General features: G+C 42.7%; 11 protein-coding genes. All 11 read right to left on the bottom strand.

Annotated features, from left to right (window positions below):
• Positions 1 to 119 precede the first annotated feature (119 nt).
• A complete protein-coding gene (locus ACRBG0_RS10710; protein WP_431486885.1) occupies positions 120 to 2,165 on the bottom strand; it encodes a heavy metal translocating P-type ATPase in 2,046 nt (681 codons plus the stop codon).
• Positions 2,166 to 2,170: 5 nt separating this feature from the next.
• Positions 2,171 to 3,049, bottom strand: a complete 879-nt coding sequence (locus tag ACRBG0_RS10705) for a cation diffusion facilitator family transporter (protein WP_431486884.1) — start codon at positions 3,047 to 3,049, stop codon at positions 2,171 to 2,173.
• Positions 3,050 to 3,058: 9 nt separating this feature from the next.
• The gene (locus ACRBG0_RS10700) at positions 3,059 to 3,415 is read right to left on the bottom strand and encodes an STAS/SEC14 domain-containing protein (protein ID WP_431486883.1); all 357 of its coding nucleotides are present in this window, start codon (positions 3,413 to 3,415) and stop codon (positions 3,059 to 3,061) included.
• A 17-nt stretch (positions 3,416 to 3,432) separates the two neighbouring features.
• Positions 3,433 to 4,053: a class I SAM-dependent methyltransferase gene (locus tag ACRBG0_RS10695; RefSeq protein ID WP_431486882.1), complete on the bottom strand. Its 621-nt coding sequence runs from the start codon at positions 4,051 to 4,053 to the stop codon at positions 3,433 to 3,435.
• Positions 4,054 to 4,068: 15 nt separating this feature from the next.
• The gene (locus tag ACRBG0_RS10690) at positions 4,069 to 5,307 is read right to left on the bottom strand and encodes an efflux RND transporter periplasmic adaptor subunit (protein ID WP_431486881.1); all 1,239 of its coding nucleotides are present in this window, start codon (positions 5,305 to 5,307) and stop codon (positions 4,069 to 4,071) included.
• 12 nt (positions 5,308 to 5,319) lie between these two features.
• On the bottom strand, positions 5,320 to 9,630 hold the full coding sequence (locus ACRBG0_RS10685; RefSeq protein ID WP_431486880.1) for a CusA/CzcA family heavy metal efflux RND transporter: 4,311 nt from the start codon (positions 9,628 to 9,630) through the stop codon (positions 5,320 to 5,322).
• Between the two features lie 69 nt (positions 9,631 to 9,699).
• Complete coding sequence (locus tag ACRBG0_RS10680) at positions 9,700 to 10,041, bottom strand: hypothetical protein (protein ID WP_431486879.1); 342 nt, start codon at positions 10,039 to 10,041, stop codon at positions 9,700 to 9,702.
• Positions 10,042 to 10,311: 270 nt separating this feature from the next.
• Positions 10,312 to 11,280 (bottom strand): metal-dependent hydrolase, encoded by a 969-nt coding sequence (locus tag ACRBG0_RS10675; RefSeq protein WP_431486878.1) that lies wholly within the window; start codon positions 11,278 to 11,280, stop codon positions 10,312 to 10,314.
• An 84-nt stretch (positions 11,281 to 11,364) separates the two neighbouring features.
• Positions 11,365 to 14,436, bottom strand: a complete 3,072-nt coding sequence (locus ACRBG0_RS10670) for an efflux RND transporter permease subunit (protein WP_431486877.1) — start codon at positions 14,434 to 14,436, stop codon at positions 11,365 to 11,367.
• 33 nt (positions 14,437 to 14,469) lie between these two features.
• A complete protein-coding gene (locus tag ACRBG0_RS10665) occupies positions 14,470 to 15,684 on the bottom strand; it encodes a TolC family protein (protein ID WP_431486876.1) in 1,215 nt (404 codons plus the stop codon).
• A gap of 23 nt (positions 15,685 to 15,707) precedes the next feature.
• The coding region (locus tag ACRBG0_RS10660; protein WP_431486875.1) for an efflux RND transporter periplasmic adaptor subunit at positions 15,708 to 16,527 on the bottom strand (820 nt) is incomplete at its 5' end.

Raw genomic sequence — 16,527 nt, 5'->3', positions numbered from 1 at the left:
AAATTTCCCAACAAGCTCTTAACTCTTCTTGATAATATGGACGAAGTCCGTCGGGCATTTTCCAATAGAATTTCATCTTCGTTAAAATTTAAATAAAGATCATGCAATAGAATCGAACCTTAATTCCAAGACATCCGCTGTAGCCTTACCGCGTTTAAGATAGCCAATAATGCTACTCCTACATCCGCGAAAACAGCCTCCCACATCGTAGCTAAACCACCTGCTCCCAAAATTAAAACAATAACTTTGACCCCGAAAGCCAGTGCGATATTTTGCCAGATGATGCGTTGTGTTGATTTACCGATTTTAATCCCAATCACAATTTTGGAAGGCTGATCGGTTTGGATAACTACGTCAGCAGTTTCAATAGCTACATCACTGCCTAATCCGCCCATAGCAATACCTACATCGCTGGCCGCTAATACGGGAGCATCATTGATACCGTCACCCACAAAAGCTACTATTTTACTAGGGTCTTTTTTGATTTGTTCTACTTCATTTAATTTATCCTCGGGTAATAGCCCCCCTTTGGCCGCTGAAATATTTAGCTCTTTAGCCACCTTTTGCGTGATGGAATCCTTATCGCCGGAAAGCATCATCAGTTGCTTTATACCTGCCGCTTGAAGTTGCTGGATGGTCTCTTTGGCATCTGTTTTTAGTTCATCAGCAATAGTAACATAGCCCGCAAATTGCCCATCGACACCCACCATCACAATGCTTTCCACAATACTATTGGTCTCCGCTGGAACATTGACTCCAAATTGATCCATCAATTTCTTATTCCCCGCTATGACAGTCTTTCCTGCCACGTTACCCTTTAATCCTTTTCCAGCGATCTCCTGAATATCGGTTGCTTCCGTAAGCGTTTGTCCCCCCTGATACTCCATAATGGCCTTGGCGATTGGATGAGTAGACTTTACTTCAAGTGCCATCAGCAATGTCATAAAGGCTTCTTCCTTATAATCTGCTGCAACAACGATATCCTCGATCTTAAAAACGCCTCTGGTAACGGTTCCCGTTTTGTCCATCACCAGGGTATTTACTTTGGTCAATTGGTCGAGATAAGTTGCTCCTTTAAACAACAATCCATTTTTAGAGGCTGCTCCCAATCCCCCAAAATATCCGAGTGGAATAGAAATAACCAATGCACAAGGGCAAGAAATCACCAAGAAAATCAACGCCCTATACAACCACTCTGTAAACAAGTAGTCCTCCACAAAGAAGTACGGGACGATGCAGATCGCTATCGCTAAGTACACGACTATGGGCGTGTAGATTTTCGCTAACCGACGGATGAGTAACTCCGTTTTTGATTTTCTAGCAGTTGCATTTTGCACCAATTCCAGAATGCGGGCAATAGAACTATCATTGAATAGTTTGTCTACACTCAATTCCACCACGCCGTCTAAATTGATGGAACCCGCCAATACTTTTTCCCCGGTCAGGACATTTTGCGGCTTACTTTCTCCGGTCAAGGCCGCAGTGTTCAGCACCGCTTTCTCCGAAAGTAAACTTCCGTCTAAAGGTATTTTTTCGCCGACCCTGACTTGTATGGTATCGCCAATTTGTACCGTTTCGGGATCAACCGTTTCGTATTTTCCTCCCTTCAATACGCTGGCCGCATTTGGTCTGACATCGAGCAATGCCTTGATATTGTTCTTGGCCCTTTGGACTGCAGCAGTTTGGAACAGCTCCCCAATTGCATAGAACAACATAACTGCCACCCCTTCAGGGTATTCCCCGATCGCAAAAGCCCCAATGGTGGCAATTGACATTAAGAAAAATTCCGTGAATACTTCTCCTTTTCTGAGGGCCTCCCATGCTTCTTTTATGACAGGGAAACCAACGGGCAAATACGCAGCGGTGTACCATACGACTTTTACCCATCCCTGGAAAAATTCAAGGTTTAATAAATGCTCAGCCGCCAGCCCTGAAAGCAACAGGATCAAACTGACTAAAGCAGGCAAGTATGCTTTCCAACCCAAGCCACCTTCGTGGCTGTGGCCATGTGAATGGTCGTGACCATCTTCCGCGTGATGCACTTCCGCTCGCGGAGCAATTTGGGGAGGCGTTTTCGCGTCGATCTTTTCCTCCAGGCTACAGCAGATGAGGTTACCGTTTTCGTCGTATACAGGTGGATGAGGATGGGGAATATGTTCGTTCATTTTTATTAATTTTTTTCGGTAGAATGTTCTTTCTCTACCGGTTCAAATTCTAAGGTAATATGGTCGATGTGAAACTGTCCTTTTAATTCGGAGCGTATTTCCTCTTTCGTTGATTCTAAGTCTGAGACTGTTCTATCTTCACTGGTTTGGATATGAGCAGACAATAGGTTATACTCACCGTCTAATGTCCATAAATGGATATGATGAGCTTTCTTTACACCAGTTGCACTTTCCAGTTTTTCTTGAATTGCTCGTACATCAATATCATCCGGAGCGGCTTGTAAAATTATTTTACCAGCTCGTTGTAGTTTCTTTACTACATTTAACAAAACGTATAAAGTAATTCCGATAGAAAGTGCAGGGTCAATCCACGGCGCATCATAGAAGTACATCATTACACTACCGATTAATACTGCTATCCAACCTAAAACATCCTCTAATAAATGCCAAGTCATCACTTGCTCATTCAGGCTGTCTCCACCCTTTTTTAGCCGTAAAACGGCCAAACCATTGACAAATACGCCCAATATTGCCAGCCAGATCATCCCTTGTACATTGGTTTCTTCAGGATTGAGCAGACGCGGAATGGCTTCAATCAAAATATAAACAGAACCTGCCGCCAAGACCACTCCCGTTATCATAGCCCCCAAAGTATTGAACCGCTTGTAACCAAAGGTGTATTTATTATCTCGCCCTCTTTTGGATAACTTCTGGAAGTACCACGCAAACCCTAAAGAAATAGTATCACCTGCATCGTGCAAGGCATCAGATTGAATAGCGATACTATTGGTTAAAAAGCCTCCGATGATTTCAATGATGGTAAATCCAAGGTTGAGAAAAAAGGCAGTGGCGACGTTTTTATTGTCAGAATGCGAATGAGCCATATTGATGTTTTATGCTTTTATCCATTTTCTTGCTTCTGCTTGTGCTTCCAATTCAAAAAAGCGTATGTCAGCAGAAGTAAAAGGCTTCATCAATTGGGTCATCCAGTCCATCCAGTCTTTGCGACCGACCATTGCTATTTTTTCGAAATCATCATGGTGTTTAAAATCGAATTTGGCATCTGACCAAAGGGCTTCCAAGGTCCAACCGTCGAAATCCTCCATTTCAAAGTACCATCGCAATTTGCCATGTTCCTCAATGATTGATTCGGCAAGCGGTATAAACCGGTCGTAATCATCTTGCGAGAGTTTATTGACGGCAGTTGTCATTAAAATATTGGTATTGGGTTCGTGATGAATGTTCAGCATGATTTTAAGCTTTATTGTTATTTCTTTATTCCCGCCGCTACGAATACACCTCCTCGATTAAAGGACGTATTGACTGAGAAATCAGAAACTTTGTTTGCTAAATATTGATAGATAGGACGATTCACTTCTCCACCACCAATCCATTTTATGAACTCTCCTCGCAAGCTTGGTATAGGAAGATACCAGTCCATTATTACTAAAACTCCGTCAGGTTTCAGAAGTTCGAGCATATTATCAATGACCATTTCCCATTGAGGAAAACCTGATAGTCCAAGATCACACAAAATGGCATCTACTTTTGTAGAGAGAGGAAAGTTGTTTATCATCCAATTGGTATCAACTTGGGTAGCATCTTCTCTGTAAATTTGGATGTTCTGCCACTCCTTCGCTGCTTTCTTGTCTTTTGCTTTCTCTAACATGCCTTCCGATAGGTCGATACCGATGATAGAGCCTGTACCTTTCAAATACTCTTGGAAGTATTCAAAATTCTGTCCCGTCCCACAGGGTATGTTTAAAACCGTCTGTCCTGGCTTTAGTCTTAATTGTTGAATGGCATGATTCCGAGCATTGTGATAATACCACTTCGGGGAGAGCCAATCATAGACTTTTGAGAATTTATCGTAATAAGAAATGTCCATTTTACCTCGTTTGATTTAATGTTCATGCTCCAACTCTCCTGCCTTCGACTGAGCATATACATAGTATGCACCCTCCGTTACAATATTCATTCCCTCCGGGATAGCATCAATTAATTTCACAGAGGTAAAACCATTATCGGTTGTTCCTACAATAACCCTGACTGCCTCAAATTTAAGTTCCTCTTCAGTTGACTGAGAGTTAGTTATGTAGATATAGGAGGATGCTCCATCCTTAATGATGGCACCTTCCGGTAACGCATTTACGGTTTGGTCAGTCAGCCAAATTTTTGCTTCCAGGAACAAGTCCTTGATAAATTTGGGACGTTCTTTTTCTAAATGCCCATGAATACGGACGGTCTTGTTTTCGGTATTAAATTCTTTACCAATAATATGTACTTCACCTTCGTAAACCGTATTGCCCAACGCAGGGACGGTATAACTGATCCGTTGTTCTTCCTTGATATTTGCAATATCTTTTTCGAATATATCCAACTCTAAATGCAGATGGTTTTCGTCAACGATTTCCATTAATTCCAAGTCAGGTGTAACGTACATCCCATTGTGCATTTTGATGGAAGTGATATAGCCAGACATCGGAGCGTAGATCGGAATACGTTGTATTATATTTTCTGTTGTCAGGTCGTTCACATTGATACCCAAATAAGATAGTTGCTTGGCAATCCCTTTGGAGGTAGCCGTCTTCATGGCTACTTCCGCCGCTAGTTTTTGCACATTCCTTTCAACACCAGCCTCAGCTGCCAGTAAGGTTTGTTGGCGAGATAACTCCTGACGATCATATACTAATTCTGCGGCTACTTCGAGATAGGCTTGTTGTTGCTGAATGAAATCAGGGTTTTCCAGATACGCCATCAATGCTCCCTTTTTTACATAACTCCCTTCTACGTATTTTTTGCTGTTCTGAATAAACCCATTGGCTTTAGCACTTACAGATGTTAATGCATTTGGCGGAAGCCCTAAAGTCCCCGTCGCTTTTATGTAATCATTGATTTTTATTTTGGAAAAATCTCCAAACTGAATATTCATCGTTTCCACTTGTTCTTTGCTGAGATGAATTTCCCCTTCTTCGTGTTCTTCTTCCCCTTCGTGACCATGTCCGTCCTCTTCGGAGTGAGCTGCTGTTTCAGAATCGTGATTGTGACCATCTTCTTCGGTGTGGTCATGACCACAAGCGACAAGCAGCAGTATCATTAGTACTGAGCATACGAGCAAGAAAAACTGATTTATATATTTCATGGTGTGATTATTTTATTGATTAGACAAAAACTGATACAACACTACGGCTCGGTTGTGAGCCAAAACTTGCTCCCAATACTTTTCATTATTGTTTGCCAGTAGTTTCAGGGTATTCAGCAATTCGAGGTAGGAAATTTCTCCAGCCTCATAGTTGAGCTGGGAAATACGCTCCAATTCAGGATTCAAGGTGCTCAATTGCGCTTCGTAATAAGTTACTCCCGCCGCGTAAAATAGAATAGTGTTTTTAGCGGCCAGCAATTGCTGTTCACTGCGCAAGCGTTCAGCTTCCAATTGAGTTTCCGCTACCCGTACCTGCAATTCCTGGGCTGCTATTTTTTGTTTGGTTTGCCGGTTAAAAAGGGGAATTTGTACGCCTGCCTGTAAGCCATGCAGCCAACCGTCCTCAAAGTAATTCTGAGTAGCGTACCCCACATTGAAATCAGGTTTTATTTGCGCTTTGAGTACATCAACATTTGCTTGTTCAGCCTGGATGTTTTGCTGTGCCAATTGCACCTGCAATGTCATAGGGCTGTCTGATACATTGGTCGTTATCAGCGATAAACTATCGGTTGATGTGATACTATCGGTGGTGTTTAGCAAAGTCGCCAATTGCTTTTCCAGATTGCTGATATGCAATCGGGTTTGATTCAGCAATAGGTTATACTCATCCAGCGTTGACTTTAAGGTCAGGCTTTCGATTCGATTCGACGCTCCTGCCTCTATCCTCACCAGTGCCATATCAAGGTACCGCTGGTAAGTCTGCATCATTTGTTCGTAAAGCTGCCCCAACTCCTTGCGCTGTTGCAATTCAAGGTAAGTCTGTCGAACTTCAAATGCCAGCTCCTTTTGCGTAAACTGCTTGCGTAGGCTACTTCGAGCAACGAGCTGATCCTGCAAGTGATTTTGCGCTTTCGTTTTCGCTGGATGAGGAATGTTTTGCACGATGCCAATTTGATTCACCTGCTGACCATTTTCTCGGAACAAGCCATCGCCCTGATAGCTTATTTCGGTGGCACCCAGGCTATACGGCAGATTCTGTAAGCTTTGCGCTTGTTGGGACTGCATTTCAGCGGCCCGTACCGAAGGATTATTGGCAAGAGCGATTTCAACGGCCTCATTCATCGTCACTGGCTGCGTTTGAGCTTGAGCCGATAAGACGACGAACAGCAAAGGAATAATGGTCAACATTCCACCCTTTGGTAAGGAAGGGTTGTTTCTATTTTCTTGCCATTGTGCTAACCAACTGTACAGGATCGGTAAAACAACCAATGTCAAAAAGGTAGCCGTAATCAGCCCTCCGATAACGACGGTCGCTAACGGGCGTTGTACTTCCGCTCCTCCTGAGTTGGATAATGCCATTGGCAGGAACCCTAAAGAAGCCACCGAAGCAGTCATTAATACGGGACGCAAACGGACACTGGTGCCTTTGAGAATGCGTTCCCTGATATTAACCATACCTTCCTTTTTTAATTCGTTGAAATAGCCAATCAAGACAATTCCGTTTAGTACCGCGACACCGAACAAGGCAATAAAACCAATCCCGGCCGAAATACTGAATGGCATACCACGCAAGGTCAACGCCCAAATACCGCCAATGGCAGAAAGAGGGATAGCCGTAAAGATCAAGGCTGCTTGCGAGACGGAACCGAACGTGAAAAACAGGAGAATAAAGATGAGGGCAAGAGCTAATGGAACGGCAATAGCTAGACGGGCATTTGCCGCTTTAAGGTTTTCAAACTGCCCCCCGTAAGTGAAATAGTAACCTGCGGGTAATTCGACTTTGTCATCAAGTTCCTCCTGAATATTCCCCACTAAGGTTTCTACGTCTGTGTCTCCTACATTTACGCCAATAACAATCCGACGATTCGTGTTTTCGCGGGAAATTTGCATAGGAGCATCAATAAGCTCCACATCGGCCACGGCGGTAAGCGGAACCTGTGTACCATTGTCTAAAGTGATATACAATTCTTGGACATCCTCGATGCTTTCCCGGTAATCTTCCGCTAATCGTACTACTAAATCAAAGCGTTTTTCTCCTTCGTAAATCGTACCAGCACTTTCACCAGCAAAGGCAGCACGAACTACTTGGTTGACTTCTTTGACCTGCAAACCATATTGTGCCATCTTATCATATTTGAAATTTATGACAATCTGCGGCATACCAATCGTTTGCTCCACATTTACGGTACCCACTCCATCCAATTTAGTAATCAGGCTTTCAGCCTCTTTGGCTTTACTATACAATAGAGTCAGGTCTTCTCCGTACAATTTTATGGCTATATCCGCTTTAGAACCCGTCATTAATTCATTGAATCGGAGCTGAATCGGTTGCGAAAATTCATAACCCACTCCGGGGAAAACACTTAATGACGCTTCGATTTTTTCGAACATATCCTGCCGATTACTCGCACTGGTCCACTCTGCTTTCGGTTTCATTACCAGGGTGTAATCGCCAATCTCTACAGGCATCGGATCAGTAGGTATTTCCGCGGCACCGATATTAACGATTACATCTTCAATTTCGGGGAAATCCGTAAGCAACTTTTGCTGAATCAACTTGGACATTTCGATGCTCTGCGAAAGTGAAGTACCAGGAGGAAGTATTTGTTGCATGGCTAAATCCCCTTCATCTAAGGTGGGGATAAACTCTCCACCCATTCTGCTGAAAACGAGTAAGCTGATGGCGAAAAGCGCGGCGGTAGCCAGCACGAAAATGGCTTTAAATCGTAATGCCAAATTCAGAACCGGTGTATATAAACTTTGGGAAAAGGCAATAATCCGATCAGCGATTGTTTTTTTATCGGAGATATTTCTATTTAAAAATAAAGCCGACATCATAGGAACATAAGTTAGCGAAAGGATCAAGGCTCCACCAATAGCCAGCATAACGGTTTCGGCCATTGGTTTGAACATTTTTCCTTCAATACCAACCAATGCCAGGATCGGGATATAAACCATCAGAATGATGATTTCTCCGAAAGCGGCAGAGCTTCTGATTTTTACAGATGCCGTTTGTACTTCTTTGTCCATCTGGACTTGGGTAAGTTTTTGCCCAGCGAAACCGACTTGCAAACGGTGAACAATTGCTTCAACAATAATCACTGCTCCATCTACAATCAATCCGAAATCAATTGCTCCCAGGCTCATTAAATTGGCAGAAATACCCAACCAATTCATCATCGAAACCGCAAACAACATGGCTAAAGGAATGACTGATGCCACTATCAACCCTGCTCGCCAATTCCCCAGCATTAGAACTAGAATGAAAATGACAATCAAGCCCCCTTCAATGAGGTTAGTTTTGACTGTGCCGATGGCGGTGGAGACTAATTTATCTCTGTCCAAATAAGCTTCGATGAGGACTCCTGCTGGCAAAGATTTTTCGATTTGTTTTACTCGTTCTTTGACCCGCTCGGTGACAGCGGCAGAATTTGCCCCTTTGAGCATGATTACCCGCCCGCCAACGGCTTCTTCTCCATCACGGACTAATGCTCCGTAACGGGGGGCTTTTCCAAACTGAACGGTTGCTACATCTTTTATTAAAATGGGTCTACCATTGCGTACATCTACGACGATGTTACCTATATCTTCCAGCGATTGGGCAACTCCTTTTGTCCGAATATAATAGGTGCTGGGATTTTTTTCAATGTAAGCCCCACCCGTGTTTTCGTTACTATTTTCGAGGGCGGTAAAGACATCGGTAATACTTATCCCGATTGATTTTAGCAGATTGGGGCTGACGGCTACTTCATACTGTTTTAAATAGCCACCCATCGTATTCACTTCTACGACACCTTCAATTCCAGATAATTGGCGACTGACAATCCAGTCTTGTATACTCCTTAATTCCGTCAGAGAATATTGATCTTCATAGCCTTCCGCAGGACGAACGACGTACTGATATATTTCCCCCAAGCCCGTCGAAATAGGAGCCATTACCGGCGTACCCAAGCCTTCAGGAATATCACTTTCTGCTTCCTTAAGATATTCGCTAACGAGTTGGCGGGATAAATAGACATCCATATCCTCTTCAAAAACGACGGTTATTACCGATAAGCCAAAGCGGGAAATGGAGCGAACTTCAACTAACTGCTGAATATTTTGTAAAGCTAATTCAATAGGAGTAGTAATAAATTGCTCTATTTCCTGGGTAGCCAGCGTTGGCGAAACGGTAATCACCTGTACCTGATTGTTGGTAATGTCCGGTACGGCATCTATGGGGAGTTGTCGCAAGGAGAACAATCCCCAGACAATCAGGGCTGCTACCAATAGCCCTATCACAAACTTATTCTGTATAGAATAAGCGATAATTTTATCAAACATGTTGAAATTAAGATTTAGTTAAACCAGTAAATACAAAGGGTGTGGGCATAGGAATCCCACTAAAATGGTTTAGCTAAAGGTTGGCGGTTGCCAGACAGGATGGATAAAAGCAAACGAGACTTCATTATGAAGAAAAGAAGGGATTGTTTTTGCAGGAAGAGGAATGCTCTTTGTTAAATACGGGAGCTTGGCGGGAGCATCTAAGGCAGAAGCACAGCAACTGCAAATACAAAAAGGAGAACAAGTGTCATCACCACAATCTTTAGAATGCTCCTGATGATCAGAATTACTAAGGTGCTCGACTTCGAAAAATTGATAGGTGATTTCAACAATACCACTTCCCCCATCACCACAAGGAAATAATGATAGGGCAAAAATATAGAAAGTAAATATGTGAAGTGCTATTTTCATTGAATCGCAAATGTAGGTATAATTCTAATGCAACACAATGGCATTTAGAAGTTATCTCCGAGTAGAGTCCGATCGGTTAATAATAATTCCAATTTTCTCCTAAATCGCTTTGTTCATTTGCTTCTTTTATAAAGAGCAAATTATTTGGATACAACGAGCAAGTTGAGACGGAGTCGAAAAACCGATCATTATTTTTCTAAAAAAGTGAAATACGACGCAAGTTTTGGGTCTATGATTGTCGAAATCATAATGAGCGTTGATAACGCGTCATCATTCTTGCTGTTGATGCGCTCCTGATGAGAAAAGGAAGCCAGCATCGGCTTTTGGGGTTATCTCGAAATAACCCATTGTTGGTGCTTTTGTTTCCCCTTCTTTTACGATACCTCTCATATCGACTTGTAGATTATAAATTCTTATTTTTTCCTGATCTCTGGTAACCGTATAATTGCCTTTGGCGAACCAACGCATCGTTTCCGCAGCCACTGGCGGGATTTCGTTCAGAAGGTGTTCATTGATTGGAAAATATGCAAAGGCAGATTCCTCCTCTTTTAGCAGTGGGTATTTACCCAGGTACAAGCCATTCTCTGCTTTCATTACTCCGTACCAAGAAAGACTAGCGATCCCAACCGGCACAGTGAGTAAGGAATTGTAAGCAATATTCTGCTGCGCTGATGCTGTACGAAAATGCTGTTCAACGTGTTCCTTGACCCCCAAAGTGCCGAGCAAATAGAGGGTGCTAATGGCAATTCCTAAATAATTGTAAATACCTCTGGAAGGCTTGTTTTTTAAAAATATTAAACTGCATAGCAAACCAACTAACAGCGGTACGGTATAGACTGGATCAACAATATTAATGCTATCAAAGCCTACTCTGTTATTAGAAAAGGGTAAGAACAATTGTGTACCATAAGCCGTAAAAGTATCCAGCAGCATATGGGTAAATAGAGCTAACCAACTAAATATCCAAAGCCTATTGTAGCTTACTAGTTTTGTCCATTTGATACGTTGTAGTGTGTAAGCAATCAAGAACGCGCCCAAGAGACTAAATAAAATAGAATGGCTGTACCCCCGGTGAATACTAAGCATTTGGAACTTATCGTAAAATAAATACAAGGCAACATCAAGGTCTGGAATTGTCGCAACTACAGCTCCAATAACTGCACCCTTATTACCGATTTTTTTACCTAAAAAAGCTTCACCAATTGCTGCCCCTAAGGCAGCTTGCGTTAAACTATCCATGATGGTTTTACTTCTTATAACAGACGCTGAGGATATTTTTTACTCCCCAACGTCTGATTACTTCTGTTTTACAAAAAATGAATTTTAGCTTTTCCATTTATAGATAGCTGGAATGACCGCTAAATTCAGAAGAGTAGAACTTATCAACCCCCCTAAAATGACGATCGCCATCGGGCTTTGAATTTCGTTTCCTGCTTGTCCTCCGGCCAATGCCAGAGGAATAAGTGCCAAGCCTGTGGTTAAAGCAGTCATCAAAATTGGATTCAAGCGGTCCAGCGAGCCTTCGATGATTGTATCTCGGAGATTCAGCCCTTCTTCCTGAAGGACCTGATAGCGGCTAACTAGCAAAATACCATTTCGGGCAGCAATGCCAAATAAGCTGATAAACCCTATGGTGGAAGCGATGGAAATAATACCCGTTGTAAAGTAGACGATGAATACCCCACCAATCAAGGCTAAGGGCAAATTCATCAGCACAATCCCTGCCAATTTGAGGTCGTTAAATTCCAGGTACAGTAGCAAGAAGATCAATAATATTGCACCAATAGAGGTGATGAGTAACATTCGGGTGGCTCGTTCTTCGCTTTCAAATTGACCGCCATATTCTACGCGGTAACCTTCGGGCAGCATAATGTTTTCATCAATGCTAGCTCGAATATCATTGACGACACTTCGTAAATCTCGCCCGGCTACGTTGGCAGAAACAACAATTTTCCGTTGAACATTTTCGCGATTAACAGAGTTTGGGTTACCAGTCACATCAACAGTGGCGACATAGTGCAGGGGGATCTTTTTACCATTATTGGCATCGATCAAACTGTTTTTAATGGCCTCTGCCGTATTTCTGTTTTGTTCATTGTAGCGCACTACTAAATCAAAACTACGTTGGCCTTCAAAGACTTGCCCTACGCGTTCTCCTGCAAAAGCGACGTCTATATGGTCCATAAAGTCGCCTAAGCGAATACCATATTTGGCCAACATAATCCGATTTGGGAGGATGCGGATTTGCGGGACTTCAATTTGCTGTTCTACATTCAAATCTACCAGGCCAGGAATGCTTTCGATTTCTCGTTTTATCTGATTGCCGGTAGAGAACAGTTTATTCAAGTCTGCTCCAAAAATTTTGATGGCAATGTTTGCACGCGTCCCCGAAAGCATGTGATCAATACGGTGGGCAATGGGTTGTCCAATCGTGATATTTGCCCCAGGAACAACCGATAATTTGGTTCGTACCTCTTCTAAAAAGGCCTCTTCGTTTCGGTTACTCAAGGTGAAAGGCACATCTATTTCAGAAGCATTTACACCCTGTGCATGCTCATCCATTTCCGCCCGACCTGTCCTTCGGGAGGTGATAGCGACTTCCGGCATTTCCAGCATGAATTCCTCCACCAAAGCTCCCGCCTTATTGGATTCTTCCAATGAGGTTCCAGGAGGTGTTACTACGCTGATCACCAAAGAGCCCTCATTGAACTCTGGTAGAAAACTACGACCCAAGCCCGTGAGTAATAAAACAGAAACGATAAATAAAGCGATAGCCGACATGATGACCAAACGCGGGGCTTTTAAAACTGATTGAAGTATCCTTCGATAAACAGCCGCTACTTTTCTTTCGACCCAACTACCGTTTGCCTGGTGTTGCAGACGGTTTTCATCTGTTAATAAGTAGCTACTTAGAACAGGCGTCAAAGTAACCGCCACAAAAAGAGAGGTGAAAATGGCCACAATAAAGGAAACGCCCAAAGGCTGTAATAGTCGTCCTTCCATTCCGCTTAGGAAAAAGAGGGGGGTAAAAGCCGTAATAATAATGAGTGTGGCAATCAGAATCGAATTTCTGATTTCGCTTGATGCATCGTAAATGATCTTTAATGCAGCTTGTCGCTCACGAGTTGGTTTACTGATGTTTTCCCGGAGTCGTTTAAAGATATTTTCTACATCAATGATCGCATCATCCACTAATGCACCAATCGCTATTGCCATCCCACCTAAACTCATGGTATTAATGGTATACCCAAAGAGTTTTAATACAATAATCGTTACCAAAAGGGAGACGGGGATAGCTATCAAAGAAATCGCCGTTGTTCGCCAATTGAGTAGGAAAAGGAAAAGGATAATACTGACAAACAATGCACCTTCGAGTAGCGTTTTTTGCAGATTATCAATGGAAGCCTGAATGAAATCAGACTGCCTAAAAATATGGGTGTTCATTTCTACGCCGCTGGGTAGTTGTTTTTGTACTCCATCCATTGTTTCGTCAATGCGTTCCGTTAGCTTCAAAGTGTTGGCATTCGGTTGTTTCATTAACGTCATAATAACCGACGACTTTCCGGCCACCGCAGCATCCCCAATTTTCGGAGCGGCAGTAATGCGAACTTCTGCCACATCTTCAATTTTTATGGGTTTCGAGCCTTCCATTTTAATTACAGCTTGTCCAATTTTTTCCACAGAATTCGTTCTGCCTTCTCCTTGTATGATGTATTGGTTGCCATATTCATTGATAAAGCCACCAGAAGCATTGCGGGTAGATGCCGCCGCTGCGTGTTCTAATTCCGTCAATGAAACATTGAAATATTTCATCTTTTCAGGAGATGCCGCAATTTCATATTGTTTGTACCCTCCCCCAATTACGATGACTTGTGCTATACCATTGATCGCCAATAATTGAGGTCGGATATTCCAGTCGGCAATGGTTCTCAATTCCATTGGAGCTAAACTGTCAGCACTCAAACTTAACAACATAATCTCTCCCATGATGGAGGAAATAGGTGCAAGGGTGGGATTTTCTACGCCTTCTGGCAACTTACTCTCCACTGTCGCTAACTTTTCAGCTACAATTTGTCGAGCTTTATAAATATCTGTTCCCCATTCAAACTCTGCCCAGACAATGGAAATACCCATTGCGGAAGACGAACGAATACGGCGAATATTTGGTGCCCCATTCAGTGCTGATTCAATCGGAAAGCTAACGAGTCGTTCTACTTCTTCCGTGGCCATGCCGTGAGCTTCGGTCAGAACGGTGACTGTTGGAGCAGTCAGGTCGGGGAAAACATCCACATCCATTTCAGAAGCGATATATCCACCCGTTATCATAATCAAGGCGAATAATGCCAAGACTAAGAGTCGGTTTCGTAAAGAAACCTGTATGATTTTATTAAGCATTATTTTTTATTTTGAAGACAGACTCTCTGATAGTTACTGTCCTAGCAAATAATCTAATTCTACCTGCAAAGAATAGAATTGATACAAGGCTGTCAAATATTGTTGTTTCACTTTCACCACTTGTTCCAAACCATCCAGATATTCCAGGTAGCTTATTTCTCCCTCTTGATAAGCCTTCAAATTGACCTCCCGCTGTTCATTGACTATCGGGGTCAAATTCTCGGTGAGGTATTCTAGGATATGTTGCTGGTGTTTCAGGCGATATCTGAGTTCGGTAACCATTTTCACTAGCTCCTGTTCTTTCGCCTTTAAAGCAGCCTCCTGCACCTTTACGCCTACTTCTGCGGCTTCAATTCGCCCTTGATATGCCTTTTGAAACAGCGGGACATTCACACCGATTTGATAGCCAAACAAAGGAAAGTTACCCGATTGCGTTTGTAGTTTGAAACCCGAATTGATTTGGGGTAACAGTTGCGCACTCACTGTTTCTACTTCAGCACTTGCCAATTCCTGTTGTGCCTGAATAATTTGCAGGTGAGGATTGTTTTGCAAGGAAGTATCACTTAGACTAGAGGAGGCAGGAGGAAGCAGCTCTCCCTGAGCTTCATATAAAGTATCCGACTGCAACCACTGGTTAAACATGGTTAACGCAATTTGATGCTTTTCGGAAGCGTGTTCTTGTTCCAGTTGAGCTTGCCCCAAATGGGAGCGAGCGGACAATTGTGGAATCCTTCCCGTTTCCCCACTTTCCAATTGCTTGGTAGTGACCGCTAAAAAGTTACGGTATAATGCTACATTTTCAGCCACCAATTCCTGTTCTTGTTTCGCGTAGAGGAGTTGATAGTAAACCAGCTCTACTTGCCGTTTTAGCTCGTGATCAGTTAAAGCCAATTGCTTTTCTGCAACTATAGCACCTTGCTGGTAAAATGCTTGTTGCACTCTGGAGGCCTTGGGTAAGTAGAAATTCTGCTGAACATTAAAAGAATGGATACCTGATTGGTTGTTAGCTCCAAATTCTTCTCCTGAAAAGTACAGTTGGGTGGGTTGAAGCGGAAGACGGGTTGCCGCTAATCTATTCTGCTGGTCAACAACTAATCTGTCTCGTTCCAGCCCCGCATAATTTTCACGGGCAATGATTAATGCTTCTTCTAAATCAATAGATTTACTTTGCCCAATGCTCAAGGTTGTTACTGCACAAACCAATCCTAGTAACAACAAGGTTTTTATTTTAAACTGTCGTTTTATCATCTTTGAAAGATTTAAGTTTGTGATTAATGTTCGTGTCCGTGTGCAGGAATAGTGGAAGACATAGATGCCATTTTTATTTGGTAAGCACCTTCAGTTACTACCCATTCTCCTTCGGAAATACCCGAAAGAATCTGGACATTAACGCCATCATCCACACCCAAGGTTATTTCTCGTTTTTCAAAACTTTCACCACTCGTTTGGACATACACGTAATTCAAACTATAATCTTGCATCAGCGCAGATCGGGGAACAACCAAGGCGTTTTCGATGGGACTGGTCAATAAAAATAATTCTACAAAAGAACCGGGAATCAATTCGTGCAAATTATCCAGTTCGAATAAAACTGGAATAAAACTGCTGCCTTGCTCCATTACTTTGCCGTAGGAAACCAATCTTCCATTGTAATCATCAATAGATTGTACTTCTTCCTGATACGAGGTCTTAAAATTCGCCGACTTGACAAAACGTAATTTTGGCAAATAGCTTTGTGATACTTCGGCTTGTAAAAGCAATCTGCGATTACTGGTGATCTCGACCAAAGGGGTACCTTCTTCCACGAATTGCCCATCATTCACCAGCACATTTTTTATTATACCAGACATGGAGGCCGTTGCCGATATCCCGCCTGTATGATACCCATTGGCCAATGTTTGAAACTCGGCTTGGGCAATGGAATACTCCATCTTACGGCGCTCGTATTCTTTTTGCCCGATGATTTGCTCCCCAATCAACTCCTCTGCGCGTTCAAAATCTGCTTTTGTTCTTTCAACACGGGCTTTAGCAACCTGGTACTTTTCGTCTAAATTCGATTGTACTAAGCCTTTGCTACTGATGTTGAACAAC

It is taken from the genome of Lewinella sp. (assembly GCF_050633125.1).
Classification (GTDB): domain Bacteria; phylum Bacteroidota; class Bacteroidia; order Chitinophagales; family Saprospiraceae; genus Lewinella.
The sequence above is the reverse complement of the archived record's forward strand: the minus strand, read 5'-3'. Positions and strand labels throughout refer to the sequence as shown.

What these genes read in the sequence shown, in the direction of transcription:
- ACRBG0_RS10710 (WP_431486885.1), bottom strand. Translation starts at nt 2,165, where the DNA reads ATGAACGAACATATTCCCCATCCTCATCCACCTGTATACGACGAAAAC.
- ACRBG0_RS10705 (WP_431486884.1), bottom strand. Translation starts at nt 3,049, where the DNA reads ATGGCTCATTCGCATTCTGACAATAAAAACGTCGCCACTGCCTTTTTT.
- ACRBG0_RS10700 (WP_431486883.1), bottom strand. Translation starts at nt 3,415, where the DNA reads ATGCTGAACATTCATCACGAACCCAATACCAATATTTTAATGACAACT.
- ACRBG0_RS10695 (WP_431486882.1), bottom strand. Translation starts at nt 4,053, where the DNA reads ATGGACATTTCTTATTACGATAAATTCTCAAAAGTCTATGATTGGCTC.
- ACRBG0_RS10690 (WP_431486881.1), bottom strand. Translation starts at nt 5,307, where the DNA reads ATGAAATATATAAATCAGTTTTTCTTGCTCGTATGCTCAGTACTAATG.
- ACRBG0_RS10685 (WP_431486880.1), bottom strand. Translation starts at nt 9,630, where the DNA reads ATGTTTGATAAAATTATCGCTTATTCTATACAGAATAAGTTTGTGATA.
- ACRBG0_RS10680 (WP_431486879.1), bottom strand. Translation starts at nt 10,041, where the DNA reads ATGAAAATAGCACTTCACATATTTACTTTCTATATTTTTGCCCTATCA.
- ACRBG0_RS10675 (WP_431486878.1), bottom strand. Translation starts at nt 11,280, where the DNA reads ATGGATAGTTTAACGCAAGCTGCCTTAGGGGCAGCAATTGGTGAAGCT.
- ACRBG0_RS10670 (WP_431486877.1), bottom strand. Translation starts at nt 14,436, where the DNA reads ATGCTTAATAAAATCATACAGGTTTCTTTACGAAACCGACTCTTAGTC.
- ACRBG0_RS10665 (WP_431486876.1), bottom strand. Translation starts at nt 15,684, where the DNA reads ATGATAAAACGACAGTTTAAAATAAAAACCTTGTTGTTACTAGGATTG.